This is a genomic window from Rhodococcus sp. 24CO (assembly GCF_050586165.1).
Taxonomy (GTDB): domain Bacteria; phylum Actinomycetota; class Actinomycetes; order Mycobacteriales; family Mycobacteriaceae; genus Rhodococcus_F.
On sequence record NZ_JAZFNF010000011.1, the window covers coordinates 125,092 to 150,607 of the forward strand.

The window sequence follows — 25,516 nt, forward strand, 5'->3', positions numbered from 1 at the left end:
GTCAGGCAGATTCGCGGTCACGCTCTGCAGCGAGGGTGAGTGCGATGTCGACGATCATGTCTTCCTGACCGCCCACCAGACGCCGCTGACCGGCTTCGAGCAGCAGTGTGCGGACATCGATGCCGTAGCGCTCCGACGCGGTCTCCGCGTGACGCAGGAAGCTCGAGTAGACACCCGCGTAGCCGAGCGTGAGGGTTTCGCGGTCGACGCGAACGGGCCGGTCCTGCAGCGGACGGACGATGTCGTCGGCAGCATCCTGCAATGCGAACAGGTCGCAGCCGTGCTCCCACTCCTCGATGTTGGCAACGGCGATGAACGCCTCGAGGGGGCAGTTACCGGCGCCGGCGCCGTGACCTGCGAGGGATGCGTCGACGCGGGTGACGCCGTTCTGCACTGCCACAACGGAATTGGCAACCGAGAGCGACAGGTTCTCATGGGCGTGAATACCGATTTCAGTGCCCTCGTCGAGGACGTCGCGGTACGCGCGAACACGGTCGGCGACGTCGTTCATCACCAGACGTCCACCCGAGTCGGTGACGTAGACGCAGTGCGCGCCGTACGACTCCATCAGCTTGGCCTGCTTCGCCAGTTCTTCGGCAGGCGCCATGTGGCTCATCATCAGGAAGCCCGAGACGTCCATGCCGATCTCGCGGGCGGTTTCGATGTGCTGCGCGGAGACGTCGGCCTCGGTGCAGTGGGTGGCAACGCGAACCGAGCGAACGCCCAGGTCGTAAGCATGCTTGAGTTCACTGATCGTGCCGACACCCGGAAGCAGCAGTGTCGTGAGGCGAGCGTGCTCGAGCACCTCGGCCGCAGCTTCGATCCATTCCCAGTCGGTGTTCGAGCCGGGACCGTAGTTGAGCGAGCCGCCGGCGAGGCCGTCACCGTGCGCAACTTCGATCGCGTCGACGCCGGCAGCGTCGAGAGCTGTGACGATCCGCTTGACGTCGGTCGGTGAAATGCGGTGGCGGACAGCGTGCATGCCGTCGCGAAGGGTGACGTCCTGGACGAAGATCTTGCGGTTGCTCACTTGGTTGCTTCCTTCTGCTGGGCGATGCGCTCCGCGATCTGCATTCCGGCGGACGTCATGATGTCGAGATTGCCGGCGTACGCAGGCAGGTAGTGTGCAGCACCCTCGACCTCGAGGAATACCGACACCTGGTGAGTGGGGCGATTGCCGTCGACGAGCAACGTCTCGACCGGCTGGTCGGCCGGGATCTCGGTGATCTGGACTTCCTGCTTGAGGCGGTAGCCCGGGACGTAGGCGGAGACGTCGCCGACCATCTTCTCGATGGACTGACGGATCTCCTCGTGGACAGCCGGGTCCGGGGCATCGACGAGGCAGAAGACGGTGTCGCGCATGATCAGCGGCGGCTCGGCGGGGTTGAGGATGATGATGGCCTTGCCGCGGCGGGCGCCGCCGACTGCCACGATCGCCTCGGATGTGGTCTCGGTGAACTCGTCGATGTTGGCGCGTGTTCCGGGACCGGCCGACTTGGAAGCGATGGACGCGACGATCTCCGCGTACGCCACCGGGACAACCCGAGAAACAGCGGCAACCATCGGGATCGTGGCCTGGCCACCACACGTCACCATGTTGACGTTGGGTGCGTCCAGGTGCTCGTCCGCATTCACGGCCGGCACGACGTACGGGCCGATCGCGGCAGGTGTCAGGTCGATCATGCGCTTGCCGAGCGGTGCCAGGCGTGCGTTGTTGGCGACGTGCGCCTTTGCCGACGTTGCGTCGAAGACGATCTCGATCTCGTCGAAGTTCGGCAAACCGACGAGGCCCTCGACGCCTTCGGCCGTGATCGGCACGTTCAGACGCGCCGCGCGAGCCAAACCGTCCGACGCCGGATCGATGCCGACCATGGCACCCATCTCCAGGTACTCGGAATTACGCAGCACCTTGATCATCAGATCGGTGCCGATGTTGCCCGATCCGATGATCGCGACCTTGACCTTGCTCATGCGATGTCCCCTTTGGTGAAAAAACTGGTGGTGACCGAACCGAGTCCGGATACGTTCACGGTGACGACATTTCCCGCTGCCACCGGCGCCATGGGGCCGAGAGCGCCGGAGAGAATGACCTGACCTGCGGTCAACGGCTGACCGAGTTCGCGGGCCGTGCGGGCGAGCCAGACAACTGCCTCGATCGGATCGCCCAAGCATGCGGTTCCGACGCCGGTGGACACCTCGACGCCGTCGACGCTCATCGACATGACAACGTCAGCAGGTTCGACCTCGTCGAGGGTGCGGCGCTCGGTGCCGAGGACGTACACGCCGGACGACGCGTTGTCGGCGACAGTGTCACCGAACTTGATGTCCCAGGACTCGACGCGGCTGTCGCAGATTTCGATCGCGGCAACGGAGTACTCGATCGCATCGCGGACCTGGGCGCTGTCCAGCGGTCCGTCAACGAGGTCTGCGCCGAGCACGAAGGCAACTTCGGCCTCGACCTTGGGCTGGATCAGGCGGTCCATAGGGATCGAATCGCTGCCGGTGAAGTCCATATCGGCGTACAGAACACCGAGGTCGGGCTGATCGACGCCGAGTTGCTGCTGGACTGCCACCGAGGTCAGGCCGATCTTGCGACCAACAACGACGGCACCGGCATTACGACGGATTTCGTCGACGCGGCGCTGCACGGCGTACGCGGCAACGAGGTCGTCACTACCGATCAGATCCCGCACGGGTGCGCAGGGCACGCCGGTTGCGGCGGCGGTCGCGAGGCGATCCGCGGCAGCGGCGATGTCGGTCTCGCTCGCTGTACTGGAATTCGAGGGCTGGCTCATGACCCCTACTTTCCAGGCTTGCACCCCACTACGCCAGGCTGATGTCTCACTCACCGATACGATCGACGAATGACTGGTGCCGCAAACCTCGACACCGTGCTCGGTAAAGCGGTGACGATCTTGCGCGCCTTCCGCCCCGACGACCACGCTGTGCCCCTCGCGACGCTTGTCGCCCGGACCGGATTGCACAAGGCGACGGTCCACCGACTCGCCGGTGAACTGGTCGCGAACCGGTTACTCGACCGCGTCGAGGGCGGCTACCGCCTGAGCGGCGGCCTGTTCGAACTCGGCATGCTCGCCTCGCTCGAGCGCAGCCTCCTGGAAATGGCGATGCCGTTCCTGCAAGACCTGTACGAGCGAACCCACGAAACTGTGCATCTCGGTGTGCGCGACGGTCATGACGTCGTGTACATCGCCAAGATCGGTGGGCATCGCCAAGCCAACTCCCCCTCTCGCACCGGAGGACGAATTCCGCTGTACTGCACGGCAATCGGCAAGGCCTTACTGGCGTACTCAGATCCGGAGTTTCGCCGCGAAGTGCTCGCGGCACCGATGACCCGGCGCACCCCGCACACGATTGTCGCACCCGGCATCCTGAGCAATCAGCTGGATCGGGTCTTCGAAACCGGTGTTGCCTTCGAACGCGAAGAATCAGCACCAGGTCTCACGTGTGTTGCCGCCCCGGTCTTCGGAAGCAACGACAAACTTGTGGCGGCTATCAGCGTCACCGGCCCCACCACTCGGTTCAAGCCCGAGAGCCAGGTAACCGTCCTGCGTGCAGCCGCCGAAGGGTTGCGCAGCACGATGGCCCGCCGCGAGCACCTGCGCTGACCAGGGAAATAGTCACGTCCGATACGCGGGCGCCTTGGCAGAGCTCCGAGTCTCGAGAGTTTCGAGCAACGGCAACGCCCGAAACGGCACTACTACCGACAGAACCATCACGCTCGTGGAGCGAGTGGCCACTCCCGAACGATTGAGATCGAGCAGGGTCTGCTGCAAACCTTGATGCGACGCGGCCGCCACTCGGCACAGAACGTCACCGGCTCCCGTGGTCGCAAATGCTTCGATCACACCCGGTATGGCTTCGAGTTTGACTGTGACAGTGTCGAGCGCGCCTTGGGCAATCTCCAGGGTCACGAATGCCTGCACTCCGAAACCTGCTGCAGCCAAGTCGATATGGGGCTCGTAGCCGGCGATGATTCCGCCGTCCTCGAGCCGGCGCAGTCTGGCCTGCACAGTGGCCCTGGCAACCCTGGTCACCCTCGACAGTTCGAGGGCGCCTGCCCGCGGATGCGTGTGCATCGCTTCGAGCAGCGCCAGGTCGAGGCCGTCGATCGATACTGCATTCCGCATCGATTCCGCCATAGCTTCCAACCTATACACAGCGACTGGAAAACCCCACCCATCCCGCACTATTCCGCCGAAATGACTAGTAGGAGGGGCACCCGTTGACTAGCTGCATCGCGCCGGACTTAGCTACATGCATCGGAAGAATCCGTCGCACCGCGACACTGCCGGGAGGACCGAGATGACCATCGAACACAGCATCACCGACGAGGAACGACTGGCCGGACTCGATCTCGAACAACTACGCCAACTGGTCGGACTGGTCGAATACGACGACGCTTCGGATCCCTTTCCGGTCCACGGATGGGACGGCCTCGAGTGGATCGTCGGCAACGCCACCCAGACCTCCCACTTCTATCAGTCCGCCTTCGGCATGGCGTTGGTGGCGTATTCCGGCCCGTCTACCGGGAACCGCGACCACCACGCGTTTGTACTCGAAAGCGGCGCAGTGCGTTTCATCGTCAAGGGAGCCGTAGACCCGGCGAGCGAGTTGATCGAGCACCATCGCGTGCACGGCGACGGTATCCGCGATATCACCTTGAACGTCCCCGATGTCGACAAGGCCATAGCGCACGCAATTACGCAGGGCGCGCGGGTTATTGCCGAACCGCACGACATTACCGATGATCATGGCAGCGTCCGCCTGGCGACGATCGCCACCTATGGCGATACACGCCACACACTTGTCGACAGGTCCGGATACCACGGACCGTATCTGCCCGGATACATCAGTCGCACATCGTCATTCGTTGCCCGCCAGGGTGCACCCGAGCACATCTTTCAAGCTCTCGATCACGTCGTCGGGAATGTGGAACTCGGAAAGATGGACGAGTGGGTCGACTTCTACCGCCGCGTCATGGGGTTCACCAACATGGCGGAGTTCGTCGGTGGAGACATCGCAACCGACTACTCCGCACTGATGAGCAAAGTGGTCTCCAGCGGCGACCACCGCGTCAAGTTTCCGCTCAACGAACCTGCCATCGCGAAGAAGCGATCCCAAATCGACGAGTACCTGGAGTTCTACCAAGGCCCGGGTGCCCAACATCTGGCACTCGCCACTGCCGACATCCTGGACGCGGTCGACGCTCTTGTTGCCGAAGGAATCGAGTTTCTGTCGACGCCGGCGTCGTACTACGAAGATCCCGAGCTACGGGCCCGAATCGGGAAGGTGCGGGTCCCCATCGACGAACTACAGAAACGAGGCATCCTCGTCGACCGAGACGAAGACGGCTACCTCTTGCAGATTTTCACCAAACCGATCGGCGACCGACCCACCGTGTTCTTCGAACTCATCGAACGCCACGGCTCACTCGGTTTCGGCTTGGGCAACTTCAAAGCGCTGTTCGAGGCGATCGAGCGTGAACAGGCGATGCGCGGAAACTTCTAGACCTCTGCAACTTCTAGACCTCTGCAACTTCTAGGCGTCTGCGCTCCACTTCCACACCACAGACGGGCGACCCGTTGTACTGACCCGCACACGCTCGTCGGTACGTTCCAGTCCGGGCAAGGATTTGAGTGTGCGGTTGAGATTCCCAGGGTCCGGACGGGCGCCGGAGAGTTCCTCGGCGACGGCCAACGCATAGGACGCCGGAAACGACCCACCGGTCAGAGCCCGAGTGAAGTCCTGATCGCGCCACAACAGAGAGTCCGCAAGGATCGGCCGAGTGTCCGCAACTATCCGATTGTGATCGAAGGCAAGATCACCCGGGTTATCCCAGCTCACCCATTCCGGGGTGATGTCACCCGTAGGCACGTCACCGGAAGTGATCACTGCCCACATCGTGACCGACAGTGTCGGACCACGCGGGTCTCGATGAGGTTCGTCGAACACCGCCAACTGTCCGCTCGCAAGAATCGCGTCGTCGGGTAGCCCGAGCTTGGTGGTCACCGCTCGCCGAGCCGCATCCTGGAGTCGTTCACCCGCACCGAGCAGTACACCGGGCAACGCACGCTGCCCGGTGTACGGCTCTGCTTGCCGCTGCGCGACGGCAAAACGCAACTGGCCCGGTTCCGGATTGCCGAAACGCAGAGCGATAACGTCGATCGAGACAAGTGACTGTTCCACGCCATCCATCATGCAGGCACGCCGGCGCGAAGCCGACGGTCGGCCCGGTCCGGTCCGTCCGCGCTAAGCACTACCGGAACGCCGACCTCGCTACCCAGGTAATCGACAAACGGCTCGGCTTCTACCGGAACGTCCCCTCTCACAGCCGATATGGCCCGCAGCGCTTCCGTCAACGCCGTCTGGTGTTCGAGATCCTTCCACGCTCCGACGGGTATCTTTCCGACGGGTACACCTGCGCACCCGTCGTACCTGTCCACACCCTGGATCGGAGTTCCCGCAGTTGTCGCACGTTCCAGAGCGTCGAGGTGCGTGAGGGCCAACCCGTCGACGCCGCCGCAGACCTCGATCGCGTACCGCAGCAGCATTGTGTCGAAGTGCCCTACCCGAAATGACCCCTGGTACTCGCCGACGCCGTTGTGCAGTTCAGGCAGGACTGCCCCGAGCGCACTGTCCTCCGCCGGAAAGGGCCCGGCACCGTGACGCGTCGTGTACGTGCGAGTCACCCCGAGTACATAACTCTCCCTGCCTATTTCGGCGATCATCGCGCGGGCGTTGGACGGCTCCACCGTCGACCACGTGGTGTGCGGGTGAAATCCACGCCACTCGTCGAGGAGGACACCCTGTGCGCCTTCGAAGATCAATCGGCCACGTGCACCGATGGACTCCAGCGCCCCAGGGCCGACAATATCAACTACCGCAGCGTATTCCGCGTACATGTCGACCATGTCCGCTATCGCGGGATACCCGTGCCGACTGTCGGTGATCAACGGTCCGTAGTACGCCGCCAGGTTCTCGAGCTTGCGAGCGAGCACATCCGGCCGTTGGCAGTCGCCGACAGTCGGCGCATCAGGGCGCTCGAGCGCGTACGCCGCCGTCTCACCGATTCCCTTGCCACACGAGCCGTGTCGATTGCCACCGCGCGCATCCTCACGAGCCCGGTTGGCCGCAACGTGAATCGGCGTAGTCAGTAGTGCCCGCCGGTCGATGGTCAACAGGTCGAATGGGCCTTGTACGCCAACAGCTTCCAACGCGCGCGCTTCGCTCGCCAAAGAAATCGGCTCGACCAGCATGAACTGAGAGAGAAAGGTGGGAACACCGTTGAGCGTCCCCGATCCGAATTGCGAGAAGGTGTGGTGGCGTTCTCCGTTCACGACATTGTGAGCAGCCTGCGCACCTCCGTTGAATCGAACCACTGCCGCAACATCGAGATCCGCCTGCGGTGAGCAGAGCCAGTCGACCGTGGCACCCTTTCCTGCGTCGCCGAAGCCAAGGTCGACTACAATAATGTCACTCTGAGCGTCCATTGTGTCCTCTCTCAGTCTGTGTCCTAACTCAGCCGAAATCGACGTCATCCGAGCCTGTTCCGAGATCCTTCGGCAATGTAGCCACCCGTGTGGGCGCCCTTCTCGTAATTCTCGCCAGTGCCCTTTGCACCGTCTTGGCTTCGGCTGTCGATCCCACATCGCGAAGGTCAGCCAACCCGTCACTCAAGTCGATGCGGTCTTCACCGATCCCCACGGTCAGGGCGATGAGTTCGCACACGGCAGCAGGATCGTCAAGCTTGAGGAAGCGCTCACCCAGGAGATCCGTCCAGTGGTCCGCGATCTCCGGATCGTTGAAGTACGACGACTGGTTGGGCAACACGAAGTAGACGTTCCACTTTTGCTCCAGTTCGCGATACACCGAGGGAACAGAAATATCGCGCCGAACCTTGTCGCCGATCACGTCGCGAATGTGACGACCCGACAGTCGCGGCTTGTTCAATTCGTCGCCGATGATGAACAGGTAACCTTTGCGGCCCCTCTTCTCCCAAGCGTCGGTGCTCGTGTGACGAGCCATGAAATATGCTGCCAGTTCGTAGCTTTCCGATTTCTGACCACCACCGTTTCCTTCGAGGAAGATGGTGCGCAACTGCTCGTCCATCGCATTACCCGATTCGAATTGCCCTACCTGCAGGGGAACCCGATCGGAATCCGCGTCTCCGATTCCGCCGAACAGAATCTGCGGGTCGTCTGCATATCCTTTGCGTTGCAACAATCCGTGCAGCTTCCCGAGCTTGTCCTGCATTATGCGCGGAACGGCACCCATCGAACCGGTGACGTCGAAAAGCACTGCAATAGGCAAAGAATCAGGGTGACCGTCCGAATCCCGGCATTCTCGTGTGTCTACACCGAACGGATCGAGAGTGGGATCTGCTTTCCAACTGCTTCGGGGACGCGACCGTAGCGTGTCGGTGTACCCGAAATCGTCGACACCGCGCGCGGCACGAAATGTCTTGCCCGCCAAGTACGTGTTGTCGTCCCATTTTCCGTATCCCATGATGAATCACTGCCTCTCAGATTGTGGGGACGGCAAACGCCCGAAAGGTTCGTTCGCCGTATAAAAGCTCGAGGAGTTCGTCGAACTCTCCGAGAAGATCAACTGCGTCAGGCCGTAGTCGTGGATTGTCTTGCATACACCCCAGTGCAAAAGTCCTCATACGACTGGGGATTCGGCCTCCGAGCATGGTCGTCATCAGCCGATGTGCCATGTAGACGTCCCACCCCGGGGAAGCCGCTTCGCCAGATTCCGGCGGATAGGCACTTCGGCAGGAACTGATCTTTGCAGCCGGCCGCATCCCCGAACGAGTCGCGAACGACCAGCCCACCAGCACCACTCCATGCAATTCGGGCTGTATCAGCACATTTTCTTCCACTATCGCGGTATGAACCCAATCTGCCTGGTGAGCTGCCGCAAGTGCGCGCAACAGGCGTCGGTGCACCCAGGCCCAGTCTCGTGGATCGAGGCCGTTCGGGTAGGCGCGACGAACATCGGCGAGGGTGACAAATCCGGTCGACAGATCGTCGAGAACATTGATCCGGCGAAGTTCCCCAGAAGCCTGGTCGGCCGCCGAAATGCGATCGACCAGCGTCGGGATGTAAGGCGCACCGCTGATGTCGGTGAGCGCCGACCTCTCAGTCTCCATCAGCAGGTTCGCTCGCCGAGCGCGAGGGATCTTCAGCACAACAGATGCCCCGGATCGATCCTGCGCACGGTACAGAGTTGCCACCGAACCTCGGGCGAGGACTTCACCCAGCACGTACTCGTTGTTTTCCCCGACATATGTCGCGGGTGATTGCGCGACTTCGGATTCCATCACCCACGTGCGATACAGCTCGTTCAACCGAGTTGTTGCGGCAGCGCATCGCGCAACATCACTCGCCTGCGCCCGATCCGGATGAATTGCAGCAACCAAACAATGGAATTGACGCTTCGCCTGCCGGCGCAATTGCAAATCCGCGGTGGCACTTCCGAACAGCTCGGTCGAGGATGCTGCCGCCTCGACAGTTTCGAGTTCGTTCTTGACCGTGTTCATACGTTTTAGTCTAAGTGACTAAAACTGATCGCGCAAGACGGCACCTCCCGAGCCGGCACAGTCCTGCTAGGCCGGTTCCGCCACTAGCGCACCGGGACGACTTCTTCCGAGGAGTACCGCAGAAGCAAACAGGAAGAACAGTGCGCCGACAAAGGTGCCTATGTTCGCCACGTTGGGATCAAGCGTGTTCCCATCTTTCAGAATGAACGAACCGACAGCGGACACGCCAAATGCGATAGATCCGAGAGCATTGAGCCACACACTTTGCCATTCCGCCGATCTCGACGCCCAGCGCGTATTCGAGCGCCACAGTATGAGTATCGCCAGAAAACTTGACACCAAGAACGCAATCGACCCCTCGGCGTCGGGATTCCACACGAGGTTGATCTCCCCACGAACATTGAGCGTGCGCATAGCTGATCCGGTGCTGATATTGAACATTATGGTGCCGAGCAATTGCACCGCTGCAGACAACCACACAACGCGTACCGCTGGCCTACCCGAATCAGTGACGATGACGGGACCGGCGAGCGCCAATTGAACAATCGCGGCTGCGGTAAAGAACCACGACCCGACAAAGAAGAGAATATTCACGAGCGTTGCTCCGAAAAGCGACGACAAGTAGGGGGCTGAACCAAGCGCAAAGAGCGTCGAGCCGATCACGAAACCCCAGGACTGCACGCGAAGTGTCGGATGAATCAGCATGCGCTGCATTGTAGTTCTACGGAAGTGCGATACCCGGCATTTCTGCTGTGCGCCACACTCCGTTTACCCGGCTCGTGTTCAGTTGCAGAGGCGATACTCTCGCTCACTCATTCACTCGGATCGTCGGGCACGTTCCTGCCCGTGAAGGGAATCACCATGGCCAGCGTTACTTTCGACCGCGCAACTCGTTCGTACGGGGGAACCGATCGCCCTGCACTCGACCAACTCGAGTTGGACATCCCAGACGGCGAGTTCCTTGTACTCGTCGGGCCGTCCGGGTGCGGAAAGTCGACGTCTCTGCGGATGCTTGCCGGACTCGAACCCGTTGATTCGGGTCGCATTCTGATCGGTGATCGTGATGTCACCGACGTCGAACCTCAGCATCGCGATATCGCGATGGTTTTCCAGAATTACGCGCTCTATCCACACATGAGCGTGGGAGCGAACATGGGCTTTGCCCTCAAGATCGCCGGGGTTCCGAAGCAGGAACGGGAAGCTCGAGTGCTCGAAGCCGCCCGAGTGCTAGATCTCGAGCAGTACCTCGATCGCAAACCGAAGGCACTGTCGGGTGGGCAGCGGCAACGAGTTGCCATGGGTAGAGCCATTGTTCGCAATCCCCAGGTATTCCTGATGGACGAACCGCTGTCCAATCTCGATGCCAAACTGCGAGTGCAGACGCGCACGCAGATTGCTTCCCTGACCCGCCGACTCGGTGTCACCACCGTGTACGTCACGCACGACCAGGTCGAAGCGATGACCATGGGTGATCGTGTTGCGGTACTCAAAGACGGTGTGTTGCAACAGGTAGATACACCTCGCCGCCTCTACACGAGTCCCGCCAACATCTTTGTTGCCGGATTCATCGGCTCACCCGCCATGAGCTTCATCGATCTCGACCTCGACGACGGCGAGATGTCACTCGGCGGTACTGCGTACCGCGTTCCGCGTTCCGTCGCCGACGCGTCACTGACACCACACGTCACAGTGGGCATCCGGCCGGAGTCGTTTGTGCGGGTGGACAAAGGAATTACCGTCGTTGTCGACGTCGTCGAAGAACTGGGCGCCGATGCATTCGTCTATGGCCACACCTTGATCAACGGCAAGCGTCATGAGTTGGTGATTCGGCAGGAAGGCAATTCCGCGCCGCCGATCGGCTCACGATTCGACGTTCTACCCGTAGTCGAGAACATGCACCTCTTCGACCCGACCACCGGCACCCGCCTGTCCACCGATGACACCGCTGTCCACGTGTAACCGCTGAATCGCGAAGGTCCCGCCGCGGTTTCGTTTGCGGCGGGACCTTCCCGTCTCAGGTGGACTGCAATTCGAGCGTTGCTGCCCGCCCAGCCACCAACTCCTCGAGGTCCGTGACCGACTTTCCGGCCAACGTCGCCCACAGGACAACGCCTGGATCTTCCGTCAGACTCACCATGTTGGGAACGCCCACTGCGACGGCACCCGCGGCAATCGCCGACGCCAACCCTGGAATCGAGTCCTCGATCGCCACAACCTGATCCATGGAGATCGGACCGGTCAGGGCCGAGAGATCTGCTCTGGCTCGCAGGTACGGCTCGGGGTGCGGCTTACCGTGCTCGACCATGTCTCCGGTAACCATCAACTGAAATGTTTCCGGTGGGAGCGCGCTCGCGACAGCTTCCGCCAACGGTGCCTCGCTCATCGTCACCAACACACAGGGGATTCCGGCGGCGCGAACCTGCGCCAACAACTCGCGGGCACCCGGACGCCACTCGATCGACTCCCGAACGCCCGCCACGACAGCGGCCACCAGTTCATCGACTATCTCGCGGATCGTAAGATCCGCCCCTGCCGCTCGAAGGACCGCAGCAGAGTCCGGCAAAGCCTTCCCTACCAGCGCTGTTGCCTGTTCGTCAGACCACTCCACTCCGTACCGCGACATCAAGGCACGCTCCGCCGCAAACCAACTCGGCTCGGTGTCCACCAATGTGCCGTCCATGTCCCAGAAGACCGCTTGCAGCATCAGGACTTCCCTTCCTCTTGTAGCTCAACATGATCGGATGCAACGACGCGCACCACAACACCCTGCGCACGTATGTCCTCGATAATCCCCAGTGGTGCGGCGTCATCGGTGATCAACTCGTCGATCACGTCCCACCCACACACTCGATGTAGCGAGGTGTGCGCCAATTTGGAGCTGTCCATCAGGAGAACACGCCGGCCGGCACACCGGATCATCTCCGATTTGAGCCGAACGACTTTCTCTTCCTGGTGGTACATGCCGTCCCCATCAGCACTCGACGTCGAGAAGTACAAAGCGTCGACGCGCAGTTCGCGCACGGCTTTGGCTGCACCCTCGCCGACAAACGATTCATGACCGGAGTCGAAGTCGCCGCCGATAGCGGTCACCGAAATGCCGGTCACTTCGGACAGTTCACGAAGTGAGGGCAGATAGTTCGTCACAACCCGAAGTTCTTCGATCTCGATCAAGTGGCGGATCATGTGGGAGGCGGTGGTGGAATCGTCGAGCATTATCACTTGCCCCGGCGCGACCTCGGTGGCAGCAGCAGCGCCGATCTCCAACTTTTGTTCGGTGGCGATGCGGCGCCTCAGCGGTGCCGCAATCTCGTAACTGCTGGTTCGTTCGATGCTGACTCCGCCCCTGAACTTTCGGACTATGCCGCGGCGTTGGAGTTCGTCGAGATCACGGTGGACCGTCATCAACGAGATGTCGAAGTGAGCGGCCAGCGATTGTGCGGACGCCGATTCATCTGCCATCAAGCATTCGAGAATGCCGTCCAGCCGTTCTTGCCTGGTGTGGGTGATCAATCGTCGACTCATCCAATACCTTGCTGTCGCTGGTGTGATTACGAATCATTTATATCACTCTTCCTGATATGAATGCTCGATGAACGAGTCGAGAAGCTTAGGCATGACAAACTGAAACTTCAGCTTTGCCATCAACGGCATCGCGAGCGTCTTGTGCACTAAATATGCTGCGTAATAGGTGATTTAGTTCTTTACAGAGCCATCTCAGACTCGCAAGGTCTGCCCGTTTTGACCATTTGACGACCATCCGCACGAGTGAAACGATCACTGCGATCAACGAAGACGTAACAACGTCGATGTGATCTTCACCGTCTCGCATCAAGAAAGCGACACCCCCGGAAGAAATGGTCTCGACATGTCGTTGACAACTCAACGCCCGGCACCGCCGACGGTCTCCGCTCCTGTGAGTCGCGGATCAACCCGGGGTCGCCCTACCCGAAGGCGTGAACGCAAGGGCTACAAGCTCTTTGTGCTCTTCACCTTCCCGAACCTGCTGCTGATAGCGGTCTTCGCATATTGGCCCGTCATCGGCAACATCTATCTCAGCCTCACCGAATGGGACATGATCGCTCCGACGCCGCTGTTCGTCGGAATCGACAACTACACCAAGTTGTTGCACGATCCTTCGTTTCTCCGGGTGTTGCGCCTGACCTTGGTATGGGTTGTTGCGATTGTCGGCATCAGCCTGACCGTGGGACTTGCCCTGGCGTGCCTGTTCAATCGCCAATCACGAGGACGGGCAGCCGTTTCCGCTCTGGCATTTTCGCCGCACATTCTCTCGGGCGCAGCGGTGGCCGCAATCTGGTTGTTCATCTTCGATCCGAACTACGGACTGTCCCGAGCGCTGTTCGGATTGTTCGGAGCCGATTCACCACACTGGACAACCTCGAGTTCGTGGGCGATGCCCGCGCTGATCATCGTCTCGATCTGGAAAGGTGTCGGCTTTGTAGCCATCGTGTACCTGGCCGCGCTTCAGTCGATGCCGGCCGACGTCCTCGAGGCGGCACGTCTCGACGGGGCAGGGGCGTGGCAGACATTCCGCCACATCACCATGCCGCTGCTCTCACCGACAACGTTCTTCCTCCTCATCACCCAGGTCATCAGCGCCTTTCAGTCCTTCGACGTCATCGCGATGATGACCAGCGGCGGACCCGCAGGCGCCACGACCACTCTCAGCTGGTTCATCTACCAAGAAGGATTCAAGGCATTCAGTGCCGGCACTGCCGCCGCCGGATCGATGGTGATGTTTGTCGTCCTGATGGGCGTCACAGTGTTCCAAATGCGATTCATCGAGAAGAAAGTGCACTACTGATGTCCGCACCCAGCAGAACGACAACCCCGGCAAAGGCGCGCATTCGCTTTCGTATGTCCTGGATCGGACTTGTTGTTGTCGGCCTCGTCTTTGCCATCCCGTTCTACTGGATGATCTCGTCGGCGTTCAAACCGGAGAGTGAGATCTACCAGTGGCCACTGCAATTCGTCCCCAGCCGCCTGGCGTGGGAGAACTTCAGCCACGCATGGAATGCCGTTCCGTTCGGCGACTTCTTCGTCAACTCACTGATCGTCACGATCGTCGGTGCCACTGCAAAGGTCACCTTGGCAGTGTTCAGCGCCTATGCCTTTGCCTTCCTTCCCTTTCCGGGCAAGAAGTGGATCTTCCTTGCAGTCCTGGGTGCCTTGATGGTGCCAGGGCACGTGACTCTGTTGCTCAACTACATCACCATCGGCAATCTCGGAATGATCAACACCTACGCGGGAATCATTCTGCCCGGACTCGCGAGCGCATTCGGAACATTCCTTCTACGCCAACACTTTCTGAGCCTCCCGAAGGAAGTCATGGAGGCTGCAGAACTCGACGGTGCCGGACACATCCGCAAGCTGTTCTACTTTGCATTACCGATGTCTGTTCCCGCGGTTGTCACCGTCGCGCTGATCGCTGTCATCGACGAGTGGAACGACTTTATCTGGCCTCTTCTCGTCACCAATTCCGTTCAGATGCGCACTCTTCCCATCGGTTTGATGGCACTCAAAGAGAGTGAGGGTGTTGACAATTGGGGCGCAATCATGGCCGGCACCACCATGGTTGTCCTCCCCATGCTGCTGCTCTTTCTTTTTGCCCAGCGATTCATCGTCGCCGGTCTTGCCGGAGCGTCCGTTCGACGCTGATCGGTTTTCCGACCTTCCCCTGCCAGTTCAGCATCCTCCAGGAGATACCCCATCATGTCGTTATTTGCCCGATCAGGCTCCGCACAGAAGCCTGTGAACATCTCTCGCCGCAGCTTTCTCACTGCTGCCGGTATGACGGCGATCGCACTCCCTGTACTCGCGGCGTGCGGTAGCGCCGGCGGCACGGCTTCGTTCTCGGCACCGGACGTCAAGGCCCCCAGCGAATTTGCCGGGAGGACCAACGTCGTCATCTGGAGTCCGTGGTCGGGCAACAACCACGAGGTCTTCACCGGAGTGGTCGACGGATTCAACCGCTCACAATCCGATATCTACGCAGAAGTTCAGCAGTTCAACGGATACGACGGCGTCACCGAGAAGATCGCCGCCGGGCTCCAGGCCAGGCAGATCCCCGACATCGGCGTCTTCTCCGACGTGTCGTGGAACAAGTTCTTCCTCAACGACACACTCGAACCGCTCGGTGGATACTTCGACAACAACTTCGGCCCGAGCACGTTCAACGAGCGTCTGTTCACCGAGGGTGTTGTCCGCGGCGAGTCCTACTGGATCCCGTTCGGCCGATCGACACCACTCTTCTACTACAACAAAGAGATCTTCTCTTCCGTAGGTTTGCCGGATCGCGCCCCGGCGACATGGGATGAATTCCGCTCGTGGGGAAAGCAAATCACCGGCCAGAACTACAACGGCAACTCACTGAAGATGCGGGCGTACACCGGTGCCGACGACTGGTACATGCAAGGACTGCTCTGGAACTTCGGCGGATCGATCTCCGACGGCCTGGACGTCACCGTGGACTCCGCAGCTGCGATTGCCGCAGCAGAGTTCGACCGAGCCGTGATCAACGACGACAAGATCGCGTACCTTGCGCAGGAAATCAACAACGACTTCATCAACGGCCAGGTCGCAACCATCACCAACTCCACCGGATCACTGACCGGACTGATCAAGGGTGCCCAGTTCGAGGTCGGTGCCGGCTTCCTGCCTCAACAGACCACCCACGGCGTGCCGACCGGTGGTGCCGGACTCGGAATCATGAAGAATGCCAGCCCGGAACGCAAGGAAGCCGCCGCCCAGGTACTCGCGTATCTGTCCGGCGAGGAAGCGTCGTCGACCTGGACCGTCGGAACCGGATACTTGCCGTCGACCATCTCCGCGGCAAACTCCACCAAGGTGCGTCAGGTCATGTCCGATAATCCGAACTACAAACTGGCCGTCGACCAACTGGAACTCGCTCGCCAACCTGACGCGGTTCGACGGTACGTCCAGAGCACCATCACGGAAATGCGCACCGCGATTCAGAAGCTGTACACCGAAAACGCCGACGCCGGCGCAACTTTGAAGGCAACGGCAACCAAGCTGCGCGCAGACACGGAATCCGTGCGCAAACTCTACGAAAGCAAGGTGGCCTGACCATGCGATCCGAATCATTCACCTTGGTGGGCCATCGCGGCGCCATGGCCCACGCACCTGAGAACAGCATTGCGTCATTTCGCCTCGCCGAGGAGATGGGCGTCGACGAGATCGAACTCGACGTGCGTTCGACGGCCGACGGCGTGGCGATCGTGCTCCACGACGCGACGCTCGATCGCACTGCTGCCGACGATTCCGGGCGCGGGCTCGGACCGGTTGCGGAACTGACCTTCGACCAGATCAAAAACATCGAATTGGACTCCGGACGCGGAGTCCTGACTTTCGACGAAGCTCTCGACACCACCACGGTGACCTTGCAGGTGGAGATCAAGGCCATCGAGGTGGTGCCGGAACTCGAACGGATCGTGGTGGCACGCCCCGAAGACGCTCAGCGCATTCAGTTCACGAGCTTCTCAGCCGAGGCTCTACTCGCAGTTGCCGAGGCAGCGCCGTTCATCCCGCGTGGGTTGATCGTGTCGTCGTATCCGAGCGCCGACGCTCACCCGGCCGGCGTCGAATCCGTACTTGCGGCCACCGGGTCCGGTGCCTTCTACTGCGGCTGGAACGGGCTGACGGCAGAACTTGTCCGCGACCTCCACGAAGCCGGACTGCAAGTTCACGCGTGGCCTCTGCGCACACCGGCAGATGCAGTACGAGCCCTCGAACTCGGAGTGGACGGCACCACCACGGATTTCCCGGCGGATGCCAGGGAGTGGCTCGCGCGCACCTAGCGGAATTAACCCCAGCGCGACTGTCCACCGTCGAGGGGGATGGTTGCGCCGGTCAGATAGCTGGCGTCTTCGCCGACCAGGAAGACGACGGCACGCCCGATATCCGTTTCGGGATCACCCACGCGACCCAGCGGGATTCCCGCGACAAAGGCTGCCGCTTCTTCGGGGTTCTTGTCCATCCACCACTGCAGGGCCGGGGTCTGCGCGTGTGGCGCAACGTTGAGGACACGGATGTTGTCCTTGCCCCACTCGCAGGCCGCGGCGCGGGTAAGTGCGCGCATGCCTTCCTTGATGGAGCCGTAGGCGCCGTAGTTGCTGGCATCCCAACGCACGGCCGCGGAGGTGACCATGTTGATGATGACACCGCCCCCGCGGCTGTTCATGTGGGGGTACGACGCCTGCATCATGCGCAGGGTGGCGAGCGGTCCCGTCGCGAAAGCGTGCTCGAAGTCCTCGTCGAGCACGCTGAGCAGCGGGCCGGGCTTGCAGTCGTTGGCGTTGTTGATCAGGATGTCGATTCCGCCGAACAGTTCGACGGTACGGTCCACTGCGGCAGTGATGTCGTCCTTCTTGCTGACGTCACACACGACTACCTCGCCGCGGGCACCGATGTCGGCGAGCAGCCCGCATGTGGTGTGGAGCTTGGACTCGGTGCGACCGGCTACCGCGATCTCGGCGCCCTCTTTCGCCAAGGCCAAGGCAACTCCTTGGCCGATTCCCTGACCTGCACCGGTGATGAGTGCAACTTTGCCATCGAGCTTGCCCATGTGATTGCTCCAATGTCCTTTTGTGTAAGGGGACTGGTCGATTCTGGTGGCTGCCGGTGTTGGTCGTCTACACTCAACGCACTAAGCAACCAAGCATTTGCTTGACCCTATGACGACCGGCACTGTCGCGTCAATCACACTGGGCGGCAAATCGGCTCGGCCCCAACAGCAGGAAGGCTCCACCGTGACACTCCCCAACCCCGTCGATTTCAGCGGACGCTCGGTGATCGTCACCGGCGGCACCAAGGGCATCGGCTTTGTCATCGCCGAAACCTTCCTGACTGCCGGGGCAAACGTGCTGGTCTGTGGCCGAAACGAGCCTGAAAAGCTCCCGTCGGCTGACGGCCGAACTGCAGCATTCAAATCCACGGACGTCCGTGATCCTGCAGACGCTGCAGCACTCGTCCAGGATGCCGTCGATCGCTTCGGCCGGTTGGACGTTCTGATCAACAATGCAGGCGGCTCCCCCGACGCCGACGCAGCCACCGTCTCCCCTCGCTTCGTGGAGAAGATCGTGGCGCTGAACCTGCTGGCCCCCTTCAACGTTGCTCAGGCTGCAAACGCCGTCATGCAGACGCAGGACAACGGCGGCGCCATCATCAACATCGGCAGTGTCTCGGGCATCGACCCGCAGCCCGGCACCGCTGCGTACAGCGCCGCCAAGGCCGGACTGCTGGTCCTGACAAAGGCTTTGGCGCTCGAGTGGGCACCGAAGGTGCGCATCAACCACATCACAACGGGCTTGATCCGCACGGAAGCCGCCGCAGAGGTCTACGGCGCCGACGGCGGCGCGGCCGTCACCGAGATCATCCCGATGGAGCGTATGGCCGTACCGGCGGATATCGCGAATTCCTGCCTGTTCCTTGCAAGTTCACTCTCGTCATACGTCACGGGAACTGATATCGCCGTCCACGGCGGCGGCGAGTACCCGGCCCGCTACCTTGCTACCCACCCTGAGCTGTTTTCGCGAACCAGCTCGTAAGACCGAGTAAACAAGGAAGCCCTCGAGCGATTGCTCGAGGGCTTCCTTGTTTTGTGTGAACAACTGCGGGGCGCGACGGGGGGTCGAGCGCCCCGCAGTTGAGTCTGAGGGTGCTAGCGAGCGGAGAAACTCACTCGTGCACCGGAAATCGCGATCTGACCATCCTTGTGCACCTGGAAGGCCAGGTCGTCAGGAGTACCCCACGCGACGATGGACGGCGCCTCACCCGGATGGATGGCTGCCGCAAATCGACCCTCGAGGCTCACGAGATCTGCCGGATGCACTCCGGCGACCCGGGCAAGCTCGAGCGTGCTGGCAGCCAACGTGCACAGGCCGTGCATGATCGGACGCGGCTGATTGATCCGCGCCGCGGCCTCGGGATCGATGTGGATGTGGTGCATGTCGCCCAGAAGGCGATACATCGCCGTCTGGTTTTCTGCGGTGGTCAGCACACCGGTGAGCGAAGGCTCGCCCGTCGGCTCTGCCGGACGGGACGGTCCACGTTCTCCGCCGAATCCACCGGCGCCGGGAGCGAACAGCGACCAGGTCGCGACGAAGTACTCGCACTCCACCTTCACCTCGAACACCGCAGCGGCGCCCTTGTCCCACACCTCTCCGACCGAAGCCTTCAGGGTCACTTCACCGCTACGCGGCAGCGGGGCAAGAACTTTCAGTTCCTGCGAGCCGTGCAGTGCCGTCGAGGTGTCGAATGCCCCTGCTGAACCCAGTGCATCCGGTGCCCACTGCGCGAGCGTGAGAGCAAAGGTCGGCAGTACCCGAAGCTGATCCTCGAAGACGAGGTCCAGCTCGGTCGCCTTGGCGCCCACGGCAAGTGCGTACAGGATCGCGTCGCGCTCGGTGTACGACACTGTGCGGGTCCCGAGATCGGCTCCGCGCCAATCGCCGGCAGTCTTCGCAGTTTCCGAAGTTGTCACTGTCATTCCTCTCTCACACCGCGCCGAGAATGAGACCACTGGTAGGTACTGCTGTTCCGGCAGTGACCAATACGTTCTCGACACCATCGGGCTGATTGGTCGACGTGCCACGAATGAGCCGCACACCTTCTGCAACACCGTTGACACCGTGCAGGTACGCCTCGCCGACCTGACCACCGTGAGTGTTCGCCGGCAGGCGTCCACCGAGTTCGAGGTTGCCTTCGCGGATGAAGTCCTTGGCCTCGCCGGGCTTGCAGAATCCCAGTTCTTCGAGCTGTGGGAGGACCAGCGGAGTGAAGTGGTCGTACAGGATCGCGGCATTGATGTCGTCCGGGCTCAGGCCGCTCTGGCTGTACAGCTGACGGCCGACCAGACCCATCTCCGGGATACCCGTGATGTCGGGTCGGTAGTAACTGGTCATCATGTGCTGATCCTTGCCACTGCCCTGAGCAGCGGCCTTGATGAAGGCCGGCTTGTTGGCCAGATCCTTGGCGCGCTCAGCGGAGACGACGACGAGCGCCTGGCCACCGTCGGTTTCCTGGCAGCAGTCGAGCAAGTGCAGCGGTTCGGCGATCCAGCGGGAATTCTGGTGATCCTCGAGTGTGATCGGACGCTCGTAGAACCAGGCAGCCGGGTTGTTGGCAGCGTGCTTGCGCGCCACCACTGCAACCCGTCCGAAGTCCTCACTCGTCGCACCGTACTGGTGCATGTACCGCCGTGCGAACATAGCGACCCACTGAGCGGGAGTCGACAGGCCCTGCGGGGTCATCCACGCATAAGCCGCGCGGTCCGCTGTGGTTGCCATCGGGCGATCATGCTGGCCAAGGCCGTAACGCTCACCGGAGCGCTCGTTGAAAGCGCGGTAGCAGACCACGACATCGGCGACACCCGTCGCAACGGCCATGGCTGCCTGCTGTACGGGGCCACATGCGGCGCCACCGCCGTAACCGATGCGGGAGAAGAACTTCAGCTCGCCGAGACCACAGTTGCGAGCAACAATAGCTTCGCCGTTGGTTTCCGCGGTGAAGGTCGAAAGTCCGTCGACCTCGGACGGGGCGATACCCGCGTCCGCGAGTGCAGCGACGATGGCCTCACAGGCCAACTGCAGTTCGGTGCGACCGGAGTTCTTGGAGAACTCGGTGGATCCGATGCCGACGATGGCAGCGGCTCCCGAGAGCGGGCTGATCGCCATCAGGGCTTCCCCTCTTCTTTGAAAGCAACTGTGACGGTGCCGGATGCATGGTTGCCGAGGCTGTTTGCGCCCTGCACCTTGACCACGACAACACCGTCTTCCTTGGACACAACCTCGCCGGTCATGGTCATGGTGTCACCCGGGTAGTTGGGCGCGCCGAGACGAATGGCGATGCGACGCAGGGTCGATGCCGATCCGGCCCAATCCGTGACGTACCGGCCGACGAGACCGTTGCTCGTCAGGATGTTCATGAAGACATCCTTGGAGCCGCGCTCCTGAGCCAGGCTCGGATCGTGGTGCACGTCCTGGAAATCACGGGTGGCAATAGCGGTCGCGATGATCAACGTGCGAGTCAGCGGGATCGCCAACTCGGGGAGAGCCTCGCCGACCTCGATATCCGCGTAGCTACGACCGACGAGAACGGTCATGCGAGCACCTCCACACCGGATGCAAGCTGTGCACCCAGACGCGCCAGGTCGGAACTGGAACCACCGAGGGTGGCCGCAATCTGCTTGCCCCACAGCAGGTGACGGTGAACCGGGTAGTCGGTGTCGACGCCCATGCCGCCGTGGACATGTGTGGTGCGATGCACGACGCGCTGTCCGCCGTCGGTGGCCCACCACTTGGCAACGAGCACCGAGGTACCGAGATCCAGTCCCTCGGAAATGCGCCAAGCGGCCTGCCACAGTGTCACGCGCATCGCTTCGAGATCGATGTAGCAGTCCGCGAGCTGGTGGTTGACAGCCTGGAAGGTCGCGAGCGGACGGCCGAACTGGATACGGCCGTTCAAGTACGTGACAGCCTGCGCAACAGCACCCGAGCCGACGCCCCACTGAATTGCGGCCAAGGCCAGCTCAACTCGGTCGATCAGCCACGGAACCGTGGTGCCGTCAGCCGCACCGATCAGCTGCGCGGGGGCAGCGGCAAACGTGAGGTTGGCACAGATCTCGTGGTTGGTGGACTGCGTCTGCTCCGCCGTGACACCGTCTGCATTCAGATCCACCAGCAACAGAGCTGTTCCCGTGGACGTGGTTGCCGAGACGAGCGCGAGGTTCGCGATGTTCGTGATCGGCACAACGGCCTTCTCACCGGTCAGCGTCCAGTTACCGTCGGCATCCTCGGCAGCCGTCGTCAGCGGGTCGCCGCCCGTGTACGGCCCGAATTCCTCGAGCCCGATCGTGAGGAATCGACTGCCGTCGGCTACACCCGGAAGGAGTTCTGCGCGAAGGGAATCGGAACCGAACTCGTTGATCGCCAACGCGGCGAGCGCCGTTTCCCAGATCGGTACGGCCGCAACGTGGCGGCCCTGTTCCTCGAGCAGGGTGTACAGCTCGGACAAGCCGAGTCCGCCGCCGCCGAACTCTTCGGGCAGGGCGATACCGAGCAAGCCGGTGGTCGCGAGTTCGCGCCACAGTTCACGGTCGACGCGCTCGGCGGAGAGTTCGATCTCCTTGGTGCGCTCGATCGTGGCCTTGCTGGTGAAGACCTCGTCGGCCAGTGAGCGAATTGCGTCCTGCTCTTCGCTGAAATTGAAGTCCATCAGTGCTCCTCGCGTGCGGCCGGCCGGAACGCGGGAAGCGTCAAATCCGGGTCGGCGTCGATCCAGTCAAGTTCCACGGGCATGTCGACCACGACATCTTCGGGCGCGATACCCACCATGTTGGCGATCAATCGGGTTCCCTCTTCGAGTTCGATGACCGCAACGATGAGCGGGTAGTCGAAAGCGTCGATCTTGGGATGGTGATTGACCACGAAGCTGTACACCGTGCCACGCCCCGACGCGTCGATCGTGTCCCACTCGAGTGACTGGCACTCGCCGCACATCGGGCCGGTGGGATGACGCAACGTCTTGCAGGACGTGCAGCGCTGGATCACCAGACGGTGTTCCTTGGCCGCTTCGAACCAGAAAGCGTTGTCCGCGTTGAGAGCCGGGCGCGGACGCAGTGCGCGCGGAGCCTCCGGAGCTTTGGCTTCCTGCGGCTTGAACCGCAGTGTCCGCCACCGCTGCGTGCCGACAACTTCGTCGTCGCCGTTTCGGTAGGTCTTGAGCGTCGTCACGAAGTGTCCGACGCCGAGTCCGGTCTTCTTCTCCGGGGAAATCGACTCGATGACCTCGGTGTAGTTCACGCGATCGCCTGGGCGCAGTTCGCCGAAGAACTCCTGATCGGAATCTGTGGCCACGACGGAGCTGTAGCCGGCTGCGTCGAGGGTGGCGATCAGATCGGTCCACACCTGCGACGGGTCGTTGCCCGCCATCTTGTCGGTGAACGTCCGCATGATCCAGACCTGAAGCATCTGAGCGGGAGCGACGACGCCGTCACGGCCGGTGGCGCGGGCAGCTTCGTCGTCGAGGTAGACGGGGTTGGTATCGCCCATGGTCTCGGCCCAATGCCGGATCATGGGGAGGTTGACCTCGTCGGGTCCCCAGGTGGTGGGAACAAGCGTCTGGCCGACAAAAGCGTCGAGTTGCGCCGAAATGTCGCTCACTTGACCCTCTTTTCGCGAACGAGTCCCAAGCCGATGGTGCCGACCATGTCACGCAGAACCTCGTTGACGCCGCCGCCGAAGGTGTTCACGACACCCTGACGCGAGATCTGCTCGATCTGACCGGCAAGCAAAGCGCCCGGAGACTCGGGGCGGATGCGTCCGGCGGAGCCGAGAATTCCGAGGAGGGTGCGGTAGACGTCGACGTGAGTCTCGGTGCCGTACGTCTTGGTGGCGCCGGCGTCCGCTCCGGAGAGCGTGTCCTGCGCGACGGCTGCCGTCATCTTCCAGTTCAGCAGTCGCATGGCCTCGAGCTTGGCGTGTGTGCGAGCAAAGTCCTGCTGCACCCACGGGATGTCGATGGCGCCGTTTTCCTTGGCCCAGTCCAGGACCAGGTTCCACAGGCCGTACGTGCGGCCACCGATGGCCGCCAAGCCGATTCGCTCGTGGTTGAGCTGCGCCGTGATGAGCTGCCAGCCGCCGTTGACCTCGCCGACAACGTCCTTGGACGGAACGCGAATGCCGGAGTAGTACGTCGACGTCACCATCAGGCCGCCGACGGTGTTGATCGGTGACCACTCGAAGCCTGCGTCCTCCGTGGGGACGATCAGGATCGAGATGCCCTTGTGCTTGGGGGCGTCCGCGTCGGTGCGGCAAGCCAGCCACACGTAGTCGGCCGTGTTGGCGCCACTGGTGAAGATCTTGTTGCCGTCGACGATCCACTCGTCACCGTCAAGGACCGCACGCGTCTTGAGCGAAGCCAGGTCGGTGCCGGCCTCCGGCTCGGTGTAGCCGATGGCAAAAACGATGTCGCCGGCAAGAATGCCCGGCAGGAATCGTTCCTTCTGCTCTTCGGTGCCGTACTTCATCAACGTCGGGCCGACGGTATTGACCGTCACGAAGGGGAACGGCAATCCCGCGCGCTGAACCTCGTCGAAGAACACGAACTGCTCCTCGATGGAGCGTCCCTGGCCACCGAACTCCTTGGGCCAGCCGATACCGAGCCAGCCGTCCTTGCCCAGCAACTTCACGATTTCACGGAAGTATTCGCCGCCGACACCCTGTTCACCGGCAGCGCGGCGCTTCTCCTCCGGCAGCAGCGTCGCGAAGTACGCGCGCAGCTCCTTGCGGAGCTCCTGCTGCTCGGGCGATTCCCTCAGATCCATCGCGGTTCTCCTATGGCATTCATGGCTAGCAACTTTGATCTGGACGCTAACTAGATGCATCTTTGGGCGCTGAATGTGTCTCGTTGAGCGGGAAGCCGAAACATGAGCGCGGTCACATAAGGTGAAATGCTGCCATGGAACCCTCGGATCGGATCGCCCTCACCGACTTGGCTGCCAGGTACGCACAGGCAGTCGACCGACGAAATCCGGCTGCTCTTGCGGCTTTGTTCACCGAAAACGCCACGTTTGTCCTGCCGCCGGCATTGAACGGCACCGACGGGGCGACCGAGATTCAGGGCCGGGCGACTCTGTCCGATTCGATAGTCGGCGCCGTCGCACACCTGCACTCGACGCGGCACATCGTCGAGCAGCAGGTCCTCGATCAGGACAGCGCCACCACGGCGCACGGCGAGGCGTACTGCTCGGCGCACCACATCTATCCCCGCGGCGAGGGATACCGGAACAACCGGATCGAGATCCGCTACCAGGACAGTTTCGAGAACGTCGACGGCACCTGGCTGTTTTCTCGTCGCGAATTGGTTGTCGACTTCGCCGAGGACGTGCCGGTCATTCTGCTCGGCAGGTGATGGCGA

General features: G+C 61.7%; 27 protein-coding genes. 9 read left to right on the plus strand and 18 right to left on the minus strand.

Annotated features, from left to right (window positions below; genetic code table 11):
* Position 1 precedes the first annotated feature (1 nt).
* The 3 genes from dmpG to V2B23_RS25890 are packed head-to-tail and all read right to left on the minus strand — an operon-like array spanning position 2 to position 2,795.
* A complete protein-coding gene (gene dmpG / locus V2B23_RS25880; RefSeq protein ID WP_430952919.1) occupies positions 2-1,030 on the minus strand; it encodes a 4-hydroxy-2-oxovalerate aldolase in 1,029 nt (342 codons plus the stop codon).
* Positions 1,027-1,971 (minus strand): acetaldehyde dehydrogenase (acetylating), encoded by a 945-nt coding sequence (locus tag V2B23_RS25885; protein ID WP_430952920.1) that lies wholly within the window; start codon positions 1,969-1,971, stop codon positions 1,027-1,029. The genes dmpG and V2B23_RS25885 overlap by 4 nt, the downstream gene beginning before the upstream one ends.
* Positions 1,968-2,795 (minus strand): 2-keto-4-pentenoate hydratase, encoded by an 828-nt coding sequence (locus tag V2B23_RS25890; RefSeq protein ID WP_430952921.1) that lies wholly within the window; start codon positions 2,793-2,795, stop codon positions 1,968-1,970. Before V2B23_RS25890 ends, V2B23_RS25885 begins: the two co-directional genes overlap by 4 nt.
* A gap of 69 nt (positions 2,796-2,864) precedes the next feature.
* On the opposite strand from V2B23_RS25890, the gene V2B23_RS25895 reads away from it, so the two are divergent.
* Complete coding sequence (locus V2B23_RS25895) at positions 2,865-3,626, plus strand: IclR family transcriptional regulator (RefSeq protein ID WP_033236643.1); 762 nt, start codon at positions 2,865-2,867, stop codon at positions 3,624-3,626.
* A gap of 12 nt (positions 3,627-3,638) precedes the next feature.
* On the opposite strand, the gene V2B23_RS25900 is transcribed toward V2B23_RS25895, so the two are convergent.
* Positions 3,639-4,148 (minus strand): Lrp/AsnC family transcriptional regulator, encoded by a 510-nt coding sequence (locus V2B23_RS25900; RefSeq protein WP_430952922.1) that lies wholly within the window; start codon positions 4,146-4,148, stop codon positions 3,639-3,641.
* A gap of 175 nt (positions 4,149-4,323) precedes the next feature.
* Between V2B23_RS25900 and hppD the strand changes: the two genes are divergently transcribed.
* The gene (hppD, locus tag V2B23_RS25905) at positions 4,324-5,529 is read left to right on the plus strand and encodes a 4-hydroxyphenylpyruvate dioxygenase (protein WP_430952923.1); all 1,206 of its coding nucleotides are present in this window, start codon (positions 4,324-4,326) and stop codon (positions 5,527-5,529) included.
* A 30-nt stretch (positions 5,530-5,559) separates the two neighbouring features.
* On the opposite strand, the gene V2B23_RS25910 is transcribed toward hppD, so the two are convergent.
* The 5 genes from V2B23_RS25910 to V2B23_RS25930 form a co-directional block, all read right to left on the minus strand.
* A complete protein-coding gene (locus V2B23_RS25910) occupies positions 5,560-6,219 on the minus strand; it encodes an NUDIX domain-containing protein (protein ID WP_430952924.1) in 660 nt (219 codons plus the stop codon).
* The gene (locus V2B23_RS25915; protein ID WP_430952925.1) at positions 6,216-7,511 is read right to left on the minus strand and encodes an adenylosuccinate synthetase; all 1,296 of its coding nucleotides are present in this window, start codon (positions 7,509-7,511) and stop codon (positions 6,216-6,218) included. Before V2B23_RS25915 ends, V2B23_RS25910 begins: the two co-directional genes overlap by 4 nt.
* 28 nt (positions 7,512-7,539) lie before the next feature.
* Positions 7,540-8,526, minus strand: coding sequence for a hypothetical protein (locus V2B23_RS25920; protein ID WP_430952926.1), 987 nt, complete (start codon positions 8,524-8,526; stop codon positions 7,540-7,542).
* A gap of 16 nt (positions 8,527-8,542) precedes the next feature.
* The gene (locus V2B23_RS25925; protein ID WP_430952927.1) at positions 8,543-9,562 is read right to left on the minus strand and encodes a hypothetical protein; all 1,020 of its coding nucleotides are present in this window, start codon (positions 9,560-9,562) and stop codon (positions 8,543-8,545) included.
* 66 nt (positions 9,563-9,628) lie between these two features.
* Positions 9,629-10,267 (minus strand): hypothetical protein, encoded by a 639-nt coding sequence (locus V2B23_RS25930; RefSeq protein WP_430952928.1) that lies wholly within the window; start codon positions 10,265-10,267, stop codon positions 9,629-9,631.
* 156 nt (positions 10,268-10,423) lie between these two features.
* Between V2B23_RS25930 and V2B23_RS25935 the strand changes: the two genes are divergently transcribed.
* Positions 10,424-11,521 carry an ABC transporter ATP-binding protein gene (locus V2B23_RS25935; protein WP_430952929.1) on the plus strand — a complete coding sequence of 366 codons (1,098 nt, stop codon included), beginning with the start codon at positions 10,424-10,426 and terminating at the stop codon, positions 11,519-11,521.
* A gap of 55 nt (positions 11,522-11,576) precedes the next feature.
* On the opposite strand, the gene V2B23_RS25940 is transcribed toward V2B23_RS25935, so the two are convergent.
* On the minus strand, positions 11,577-12,266 hold the full coding sequence (locus tag V2B23_RS25940) for an HAD family hydrolase (RefSeq protein WP_430952930.1): 690 nt from the start codon (positions 12,264-12,266) through the stop codon (positions 11,577-11,579).
* Positions 12,266-13,084, minus strand: a complete 819-nt coding sequence (locus tag V2B23_RS25945) for a DeoR/GlpR family DNA-binding transcription regulator (protein ID WP_430952931.1) — start codon at positions 13,082-13,084, stop codon at positions 12,266-12,268. Before V2B23_RS25945 ends, V2B23_RS25940 begins: the two co-directional genes overlap by 1 nt.
* A 343-nt stretch (positions 13,085-13,427) precedes the next feature.
* On the opposite strand from V2B23_RS25945, the gene V2B23_RS25950 reads away from it, so the two are divergent.
* From V2B23_RS25950 to V2B23_RS25965, 4 genes are read left to right on the plus strand one after another with little or no spacing between them, the layout of a single operon-like run.
* Positions 13,428-14,384 (plus strand): carbohydrate ABC transporter permease, encoded by a 957-nt coding sequence (locus tag V2B23_RS25950; protein WP_430952932.1) that lies wholly within the window; start codon positions 13,428-13,430, stop codon positions 14,382-14,384.
* Positions 14,384-15,238, plus strand: coding sequence for a carbohydrate ABC transporter permease (locus tag V2B23_RS25955; RefSeq protein WP_430952933.1), 855 nt, complete (start codon positions 14,384-14,386; stop codon positions 15,236-15,238). Before V2B23_RS25950 ends, V2B23_RS25955 begins: the two co-directional genes overlap by 1 nt.
* A gap of 54 nt (positions 15,239-15,292) precedes the next feature.
* Positions 15,293-16,666, plus strand: coding sequence for an ABC transporter substrate-binding protein (locus V2B23_RS25960; protein WP_430952934.1), 1,374 nt, complete (start codon positions 15,293-15,295; stop codon positions 16,664-16,666).
* A gap of 2 nt (positions 16,667-16,668) precedes the next feature.
* On the plus strand, positions 16,669-17,397 hold the full coding sequence (locus tag V2B23_RS25965) for a glycerophosphodiester phosphodiesterase (protein ID WP_430952935.1): 729 nt from the start codon (positions 16,669-16,671) through the stop codon (positions 17,395-17,397).
* Between the two features lie 5 nt (positions 17,398-17,402).
* Here V2B23_RS25965 and V2B23_RS25970 read toward each other — a convergent pair whose 3' ends face one another.
* Positions 17,403-18,164 carry an SDR family NAD(P)-dependent oxidoreductase gene (locus tag V2B23_RS25970; RefSeq protein WP_430952936.1) on the minus strand — a complete coding sequence of 254 codons (762 nt, stop codon included), beginning with the start codon at positions 18,162-18,164 and terminating at the stop codon, positions 17,403-17,405.
* 184 nt (positions 18,165-18,348) lie between these two features.
* Between V2B23_RS25970 and V2B23_RS25975 the strand changes: the two genes are divergently transcribed.
* Positions 18,349-19,146, plus strand: a complete 798-nt coding sequence (locus tag V2B23_RS25975) for an SDR family oxidoreductase (RefSeq protein ID WP_430952957.1) — start codon at positions 18,349-18,351, stop codon at positions 19,144-19,146.
* 113 nt (positions 19,147-19,259) lie between these two features.
* Here the strand turns inward: V2B23_RS25975 and V2B23_RS25980 are convergent, their stop codons facing one another.
* From V2B23_RS25980 to V2B23_RS26005, 6 genes are read right to left on the minus strand one after another with little or no spacing between them, the layout of a single operon-like run.
* The gene (locus V2B23_RS25980) at positions 19,260-20,081 is read right to left on the minus strand and encodes a MaoC/PaaZ C-terminal domain-containing protein (protein ID WP_430952937.1); all 822 of its coding nucleotides are present in this window, start codon (positions 20,079-20,081) and stop codon (positions 19,260-19,262) included.
* A gap of 13 nt (positions 20,082-20,094) precedes the next feature.
* The gene (locus tag V2B23_RS25985; protein ID WP_430952938.1) at positions 20,095-21,273 is read right to left on the minus strand and encodes a lipid-transfer protein; all 1,179 of its coding nucleotides are present in this window, start codon (positions 21,271-21,273) and stop codon (positions 20,095-20,097) included.
* Entirely contained in the window at positions 21,273-21,701 is a 429-nt protein-coding gene (locus V2B23_RS25990) for a MaoC family dehydratase (RefSeq protein WP_430952939.1), read from the minus strand. The genes V2B23_RS25985 and V2B23_RS25990 overlap by 1 nt, the downstream gene beginning before the upstream one ends.
* Complete coding sequence (locus tag V2B23_RS25995) at positions 21,698-22,813, minus strand: acyl-CoA dehydrogenase family protein (RefSeq protein ID WP_430952940.1); 1,116 nt, start codon at positions 22,811-22,813, stop codon at positions 21,698-21,700. The genes V2B23_RS25990 and V2B23_RS25995 overlap by 4 nt, the downstream gene beginning before the upstream one ends.
* Positions 22,813-23,760, minus strand: coding sequence for a bifunctional MaoC family dehydratase N-terminal/OB-fold nucleic acid binding domain-containing protein (locus V2B23_RS26000; RefSeq protein ID WP_430952941.1), 948 nt, complete (start codon positions 23,758-23,760; stop codon positions 22,813-22,815). Before V2B23_RS26000 ends, V2B23_RS25995 begins: the two co-directional genes overlap by 1 nt.
* Positions 23,757-24,923, minus strand: a complete 1,167-nt coding sequence (locus tag V2B23_RS26005; protein ID WP_033236626.1) for an acyl-CoA dehydrogenase family protein — start codon at positions 24,921-24,923, stop codon at positions 23,757-23,759. Before V2B23_RS26005 ends, V2B23_RS26000 begins: the two co-directional genes overlap by 4 nt.
* Before the next feature lie 134 nt (positions 24,924-25,057).
* Here V2B23_RS26005 and V2B23_RS26010 point away from each other — a divergent pair, with 134 nt between their 5' ends.
* Entirely contained in the window at positions 25,058-25,510 is a 453-nt protein-coding gene (locus tag V2B23_RS26010) for a nuclear transport factor 2 family protein (RefSeq protein ID WP_430952942.1), read from the plus strand.
* The last annotated feature ends 6 nt before the right edge of the window (positions 25,511-25,516 follow it).

Coding starts and splice junctions, on each gene's coding strand:
- V2B23_RS25910 (WP_430952924.1), bottom strand. CDS start 6,219: ATGATGGATGGCGTGGAACAGTCACTTGTCTCGATCGACGTTATCGCT.
- V2B23_RS25990 (WP_430952939.1), bottom strand. CDS start 21,701: ATGACCGTTCTCGTCGGTCGTAGCTACGCGGATATCGAGGTCGGCGAG.
- V2B23_RS26005 (WP_033236626.1), bottom strand. CDS start 24,923: ATGGATCTGAGGGAATCGCCCGAGCAGCAGGAGCTCCGCAAGGAGCTG.
- V2B23_RS25930 (WP_430952928.1), bottom strand. CDS start 10,267: ATGCTGATTCATCCGACACTTCGCGTGCAGTCCTGGGGTTTCGTGATC.
- V2B23_RS25900 (WP_430952922.1), bottom strand. CDS start 4,148: ATGCGGAATGCAGTATCGATCGACGGCCTCGACCTGGCGCTGCTCGAA.
- V2B23_RS25970 (WP_430952936.1), bottom strand. CDS start 18,164: ATGGGCAAGCTCGATGGCAAAGTTGCACTCATCACCGGTGCAGGTCAG.
- V2B23_RS25995 (WP_430952940.1), bottom strand. CDS start 22,813: ATGGACTTCAATTTCAGCGAAGAGCAGGACGCAATTCGCTCACTGGCC.
- V2B23_RS25945 (WP_430952931.1), bottom strand. CDS start 13,084: ATGAGTCGACGATTGATCACCCACACCAGGCAAGAACGGCTGGACGGC.
- V2B23_RS25950 (WP_430952932.1), top strand. CDS start 13,428: ATGTCGTTGACAACTCAACGCCCGGCACCGCCGACGGTCTCCGCTCCT.
- V2B23_RS25895 (WP_033236643.1), top strand. CDS start 2,865: ATGACTGGTGCCGCAAACCTCGACACCGTGCTCGGTAAAGCGGTGACG.
- V2B23_RS25885 (WP_430952920.1), bottom strand. CDS start 1,971: ATGAGCAAGGTCAAGGTCGCGATCATCGGATCGGGCAACATCGGCACC.
- V2B23_RS25940 (WP_430952930.1), bottom strand. CDS start 12,266: ATGCTGCAAGCGGTCTTCTGGGACATGGACGGCACATTGGTGGACACC.
- V2B23_RS25890 (WP_430952921.1), bottom strand. CDS start 2,795: ATGAGCCAGCCCTCGAATTCCAGTACAGCGAGCGAGACCGACATCGCC.
- V2B23_RS25920 (WP_430952926.1), bottom strand. CDS start 8,526: ATGGGATACGGAAAATGGGACGACAACACGTACTTGGCGGGCAAGACA.
- V2B23_RS25960 (WP_430952934.1), top strand. CDS start 15,293: ATGTCGTTATTTGCCCGATCAGGCTCCGCACAGAAGCCTGTGAACATC.
- V2B23_RS25965 (WP_430952935.1), top strand. CDS start 16,669: ATGCGATCCGAATCATTCACCTTGGTGGGCCATCGCGGCGCCATGGCC.
- V2B23_RS25925 (WP_430952927.1), bottom strand. CDS start 9,562: ATGAACACGGTCAAGAACGAACTCGAAACTGTCGAGGCGGCAGCATCC.
- V2B23_RS25935 (WP_430952929.1), top strand. CDS start 10,424: ATGGCCAGCGTTACTTTCGACCGCGCAACTCGTTCGTACGGGGGAACC.
- V2B23_RS26010 (WP_430952942.1), top strand. CDS start 25,058: ATGGAACCCTCGGATCGGATCGCCCTCACCGACTTGGCTGCCAGGTAC.
- V2B23_RS25985 (WP_430952938.1), bottom strand. CDS start 21,273: ATGGCGATCAGCCCGCTCTCGGGAGCCGCTGCCATCGTCGGCATCGGA.
- V2B23_RS25955 (WP_430952933.1), top strand. CDS start 14,384: ATGTCCGCACCCAGCAGAACGACAACCCCGGCAAAGGCGCGCATTCGC.
- V2B23_RS25915 (WP_430952925.1), bottom strand. CDS start 7,511: ATGGACGCTCAGAGTGACATTATTGTAGTCGACCTTGGCTTCGGCGAC.
- hppD (WP_430952923.1), top strand. CDS start 4,324: ATGACCATCGAACACAGCATCACCGACGAGGAACGACTGGCCGGACTC.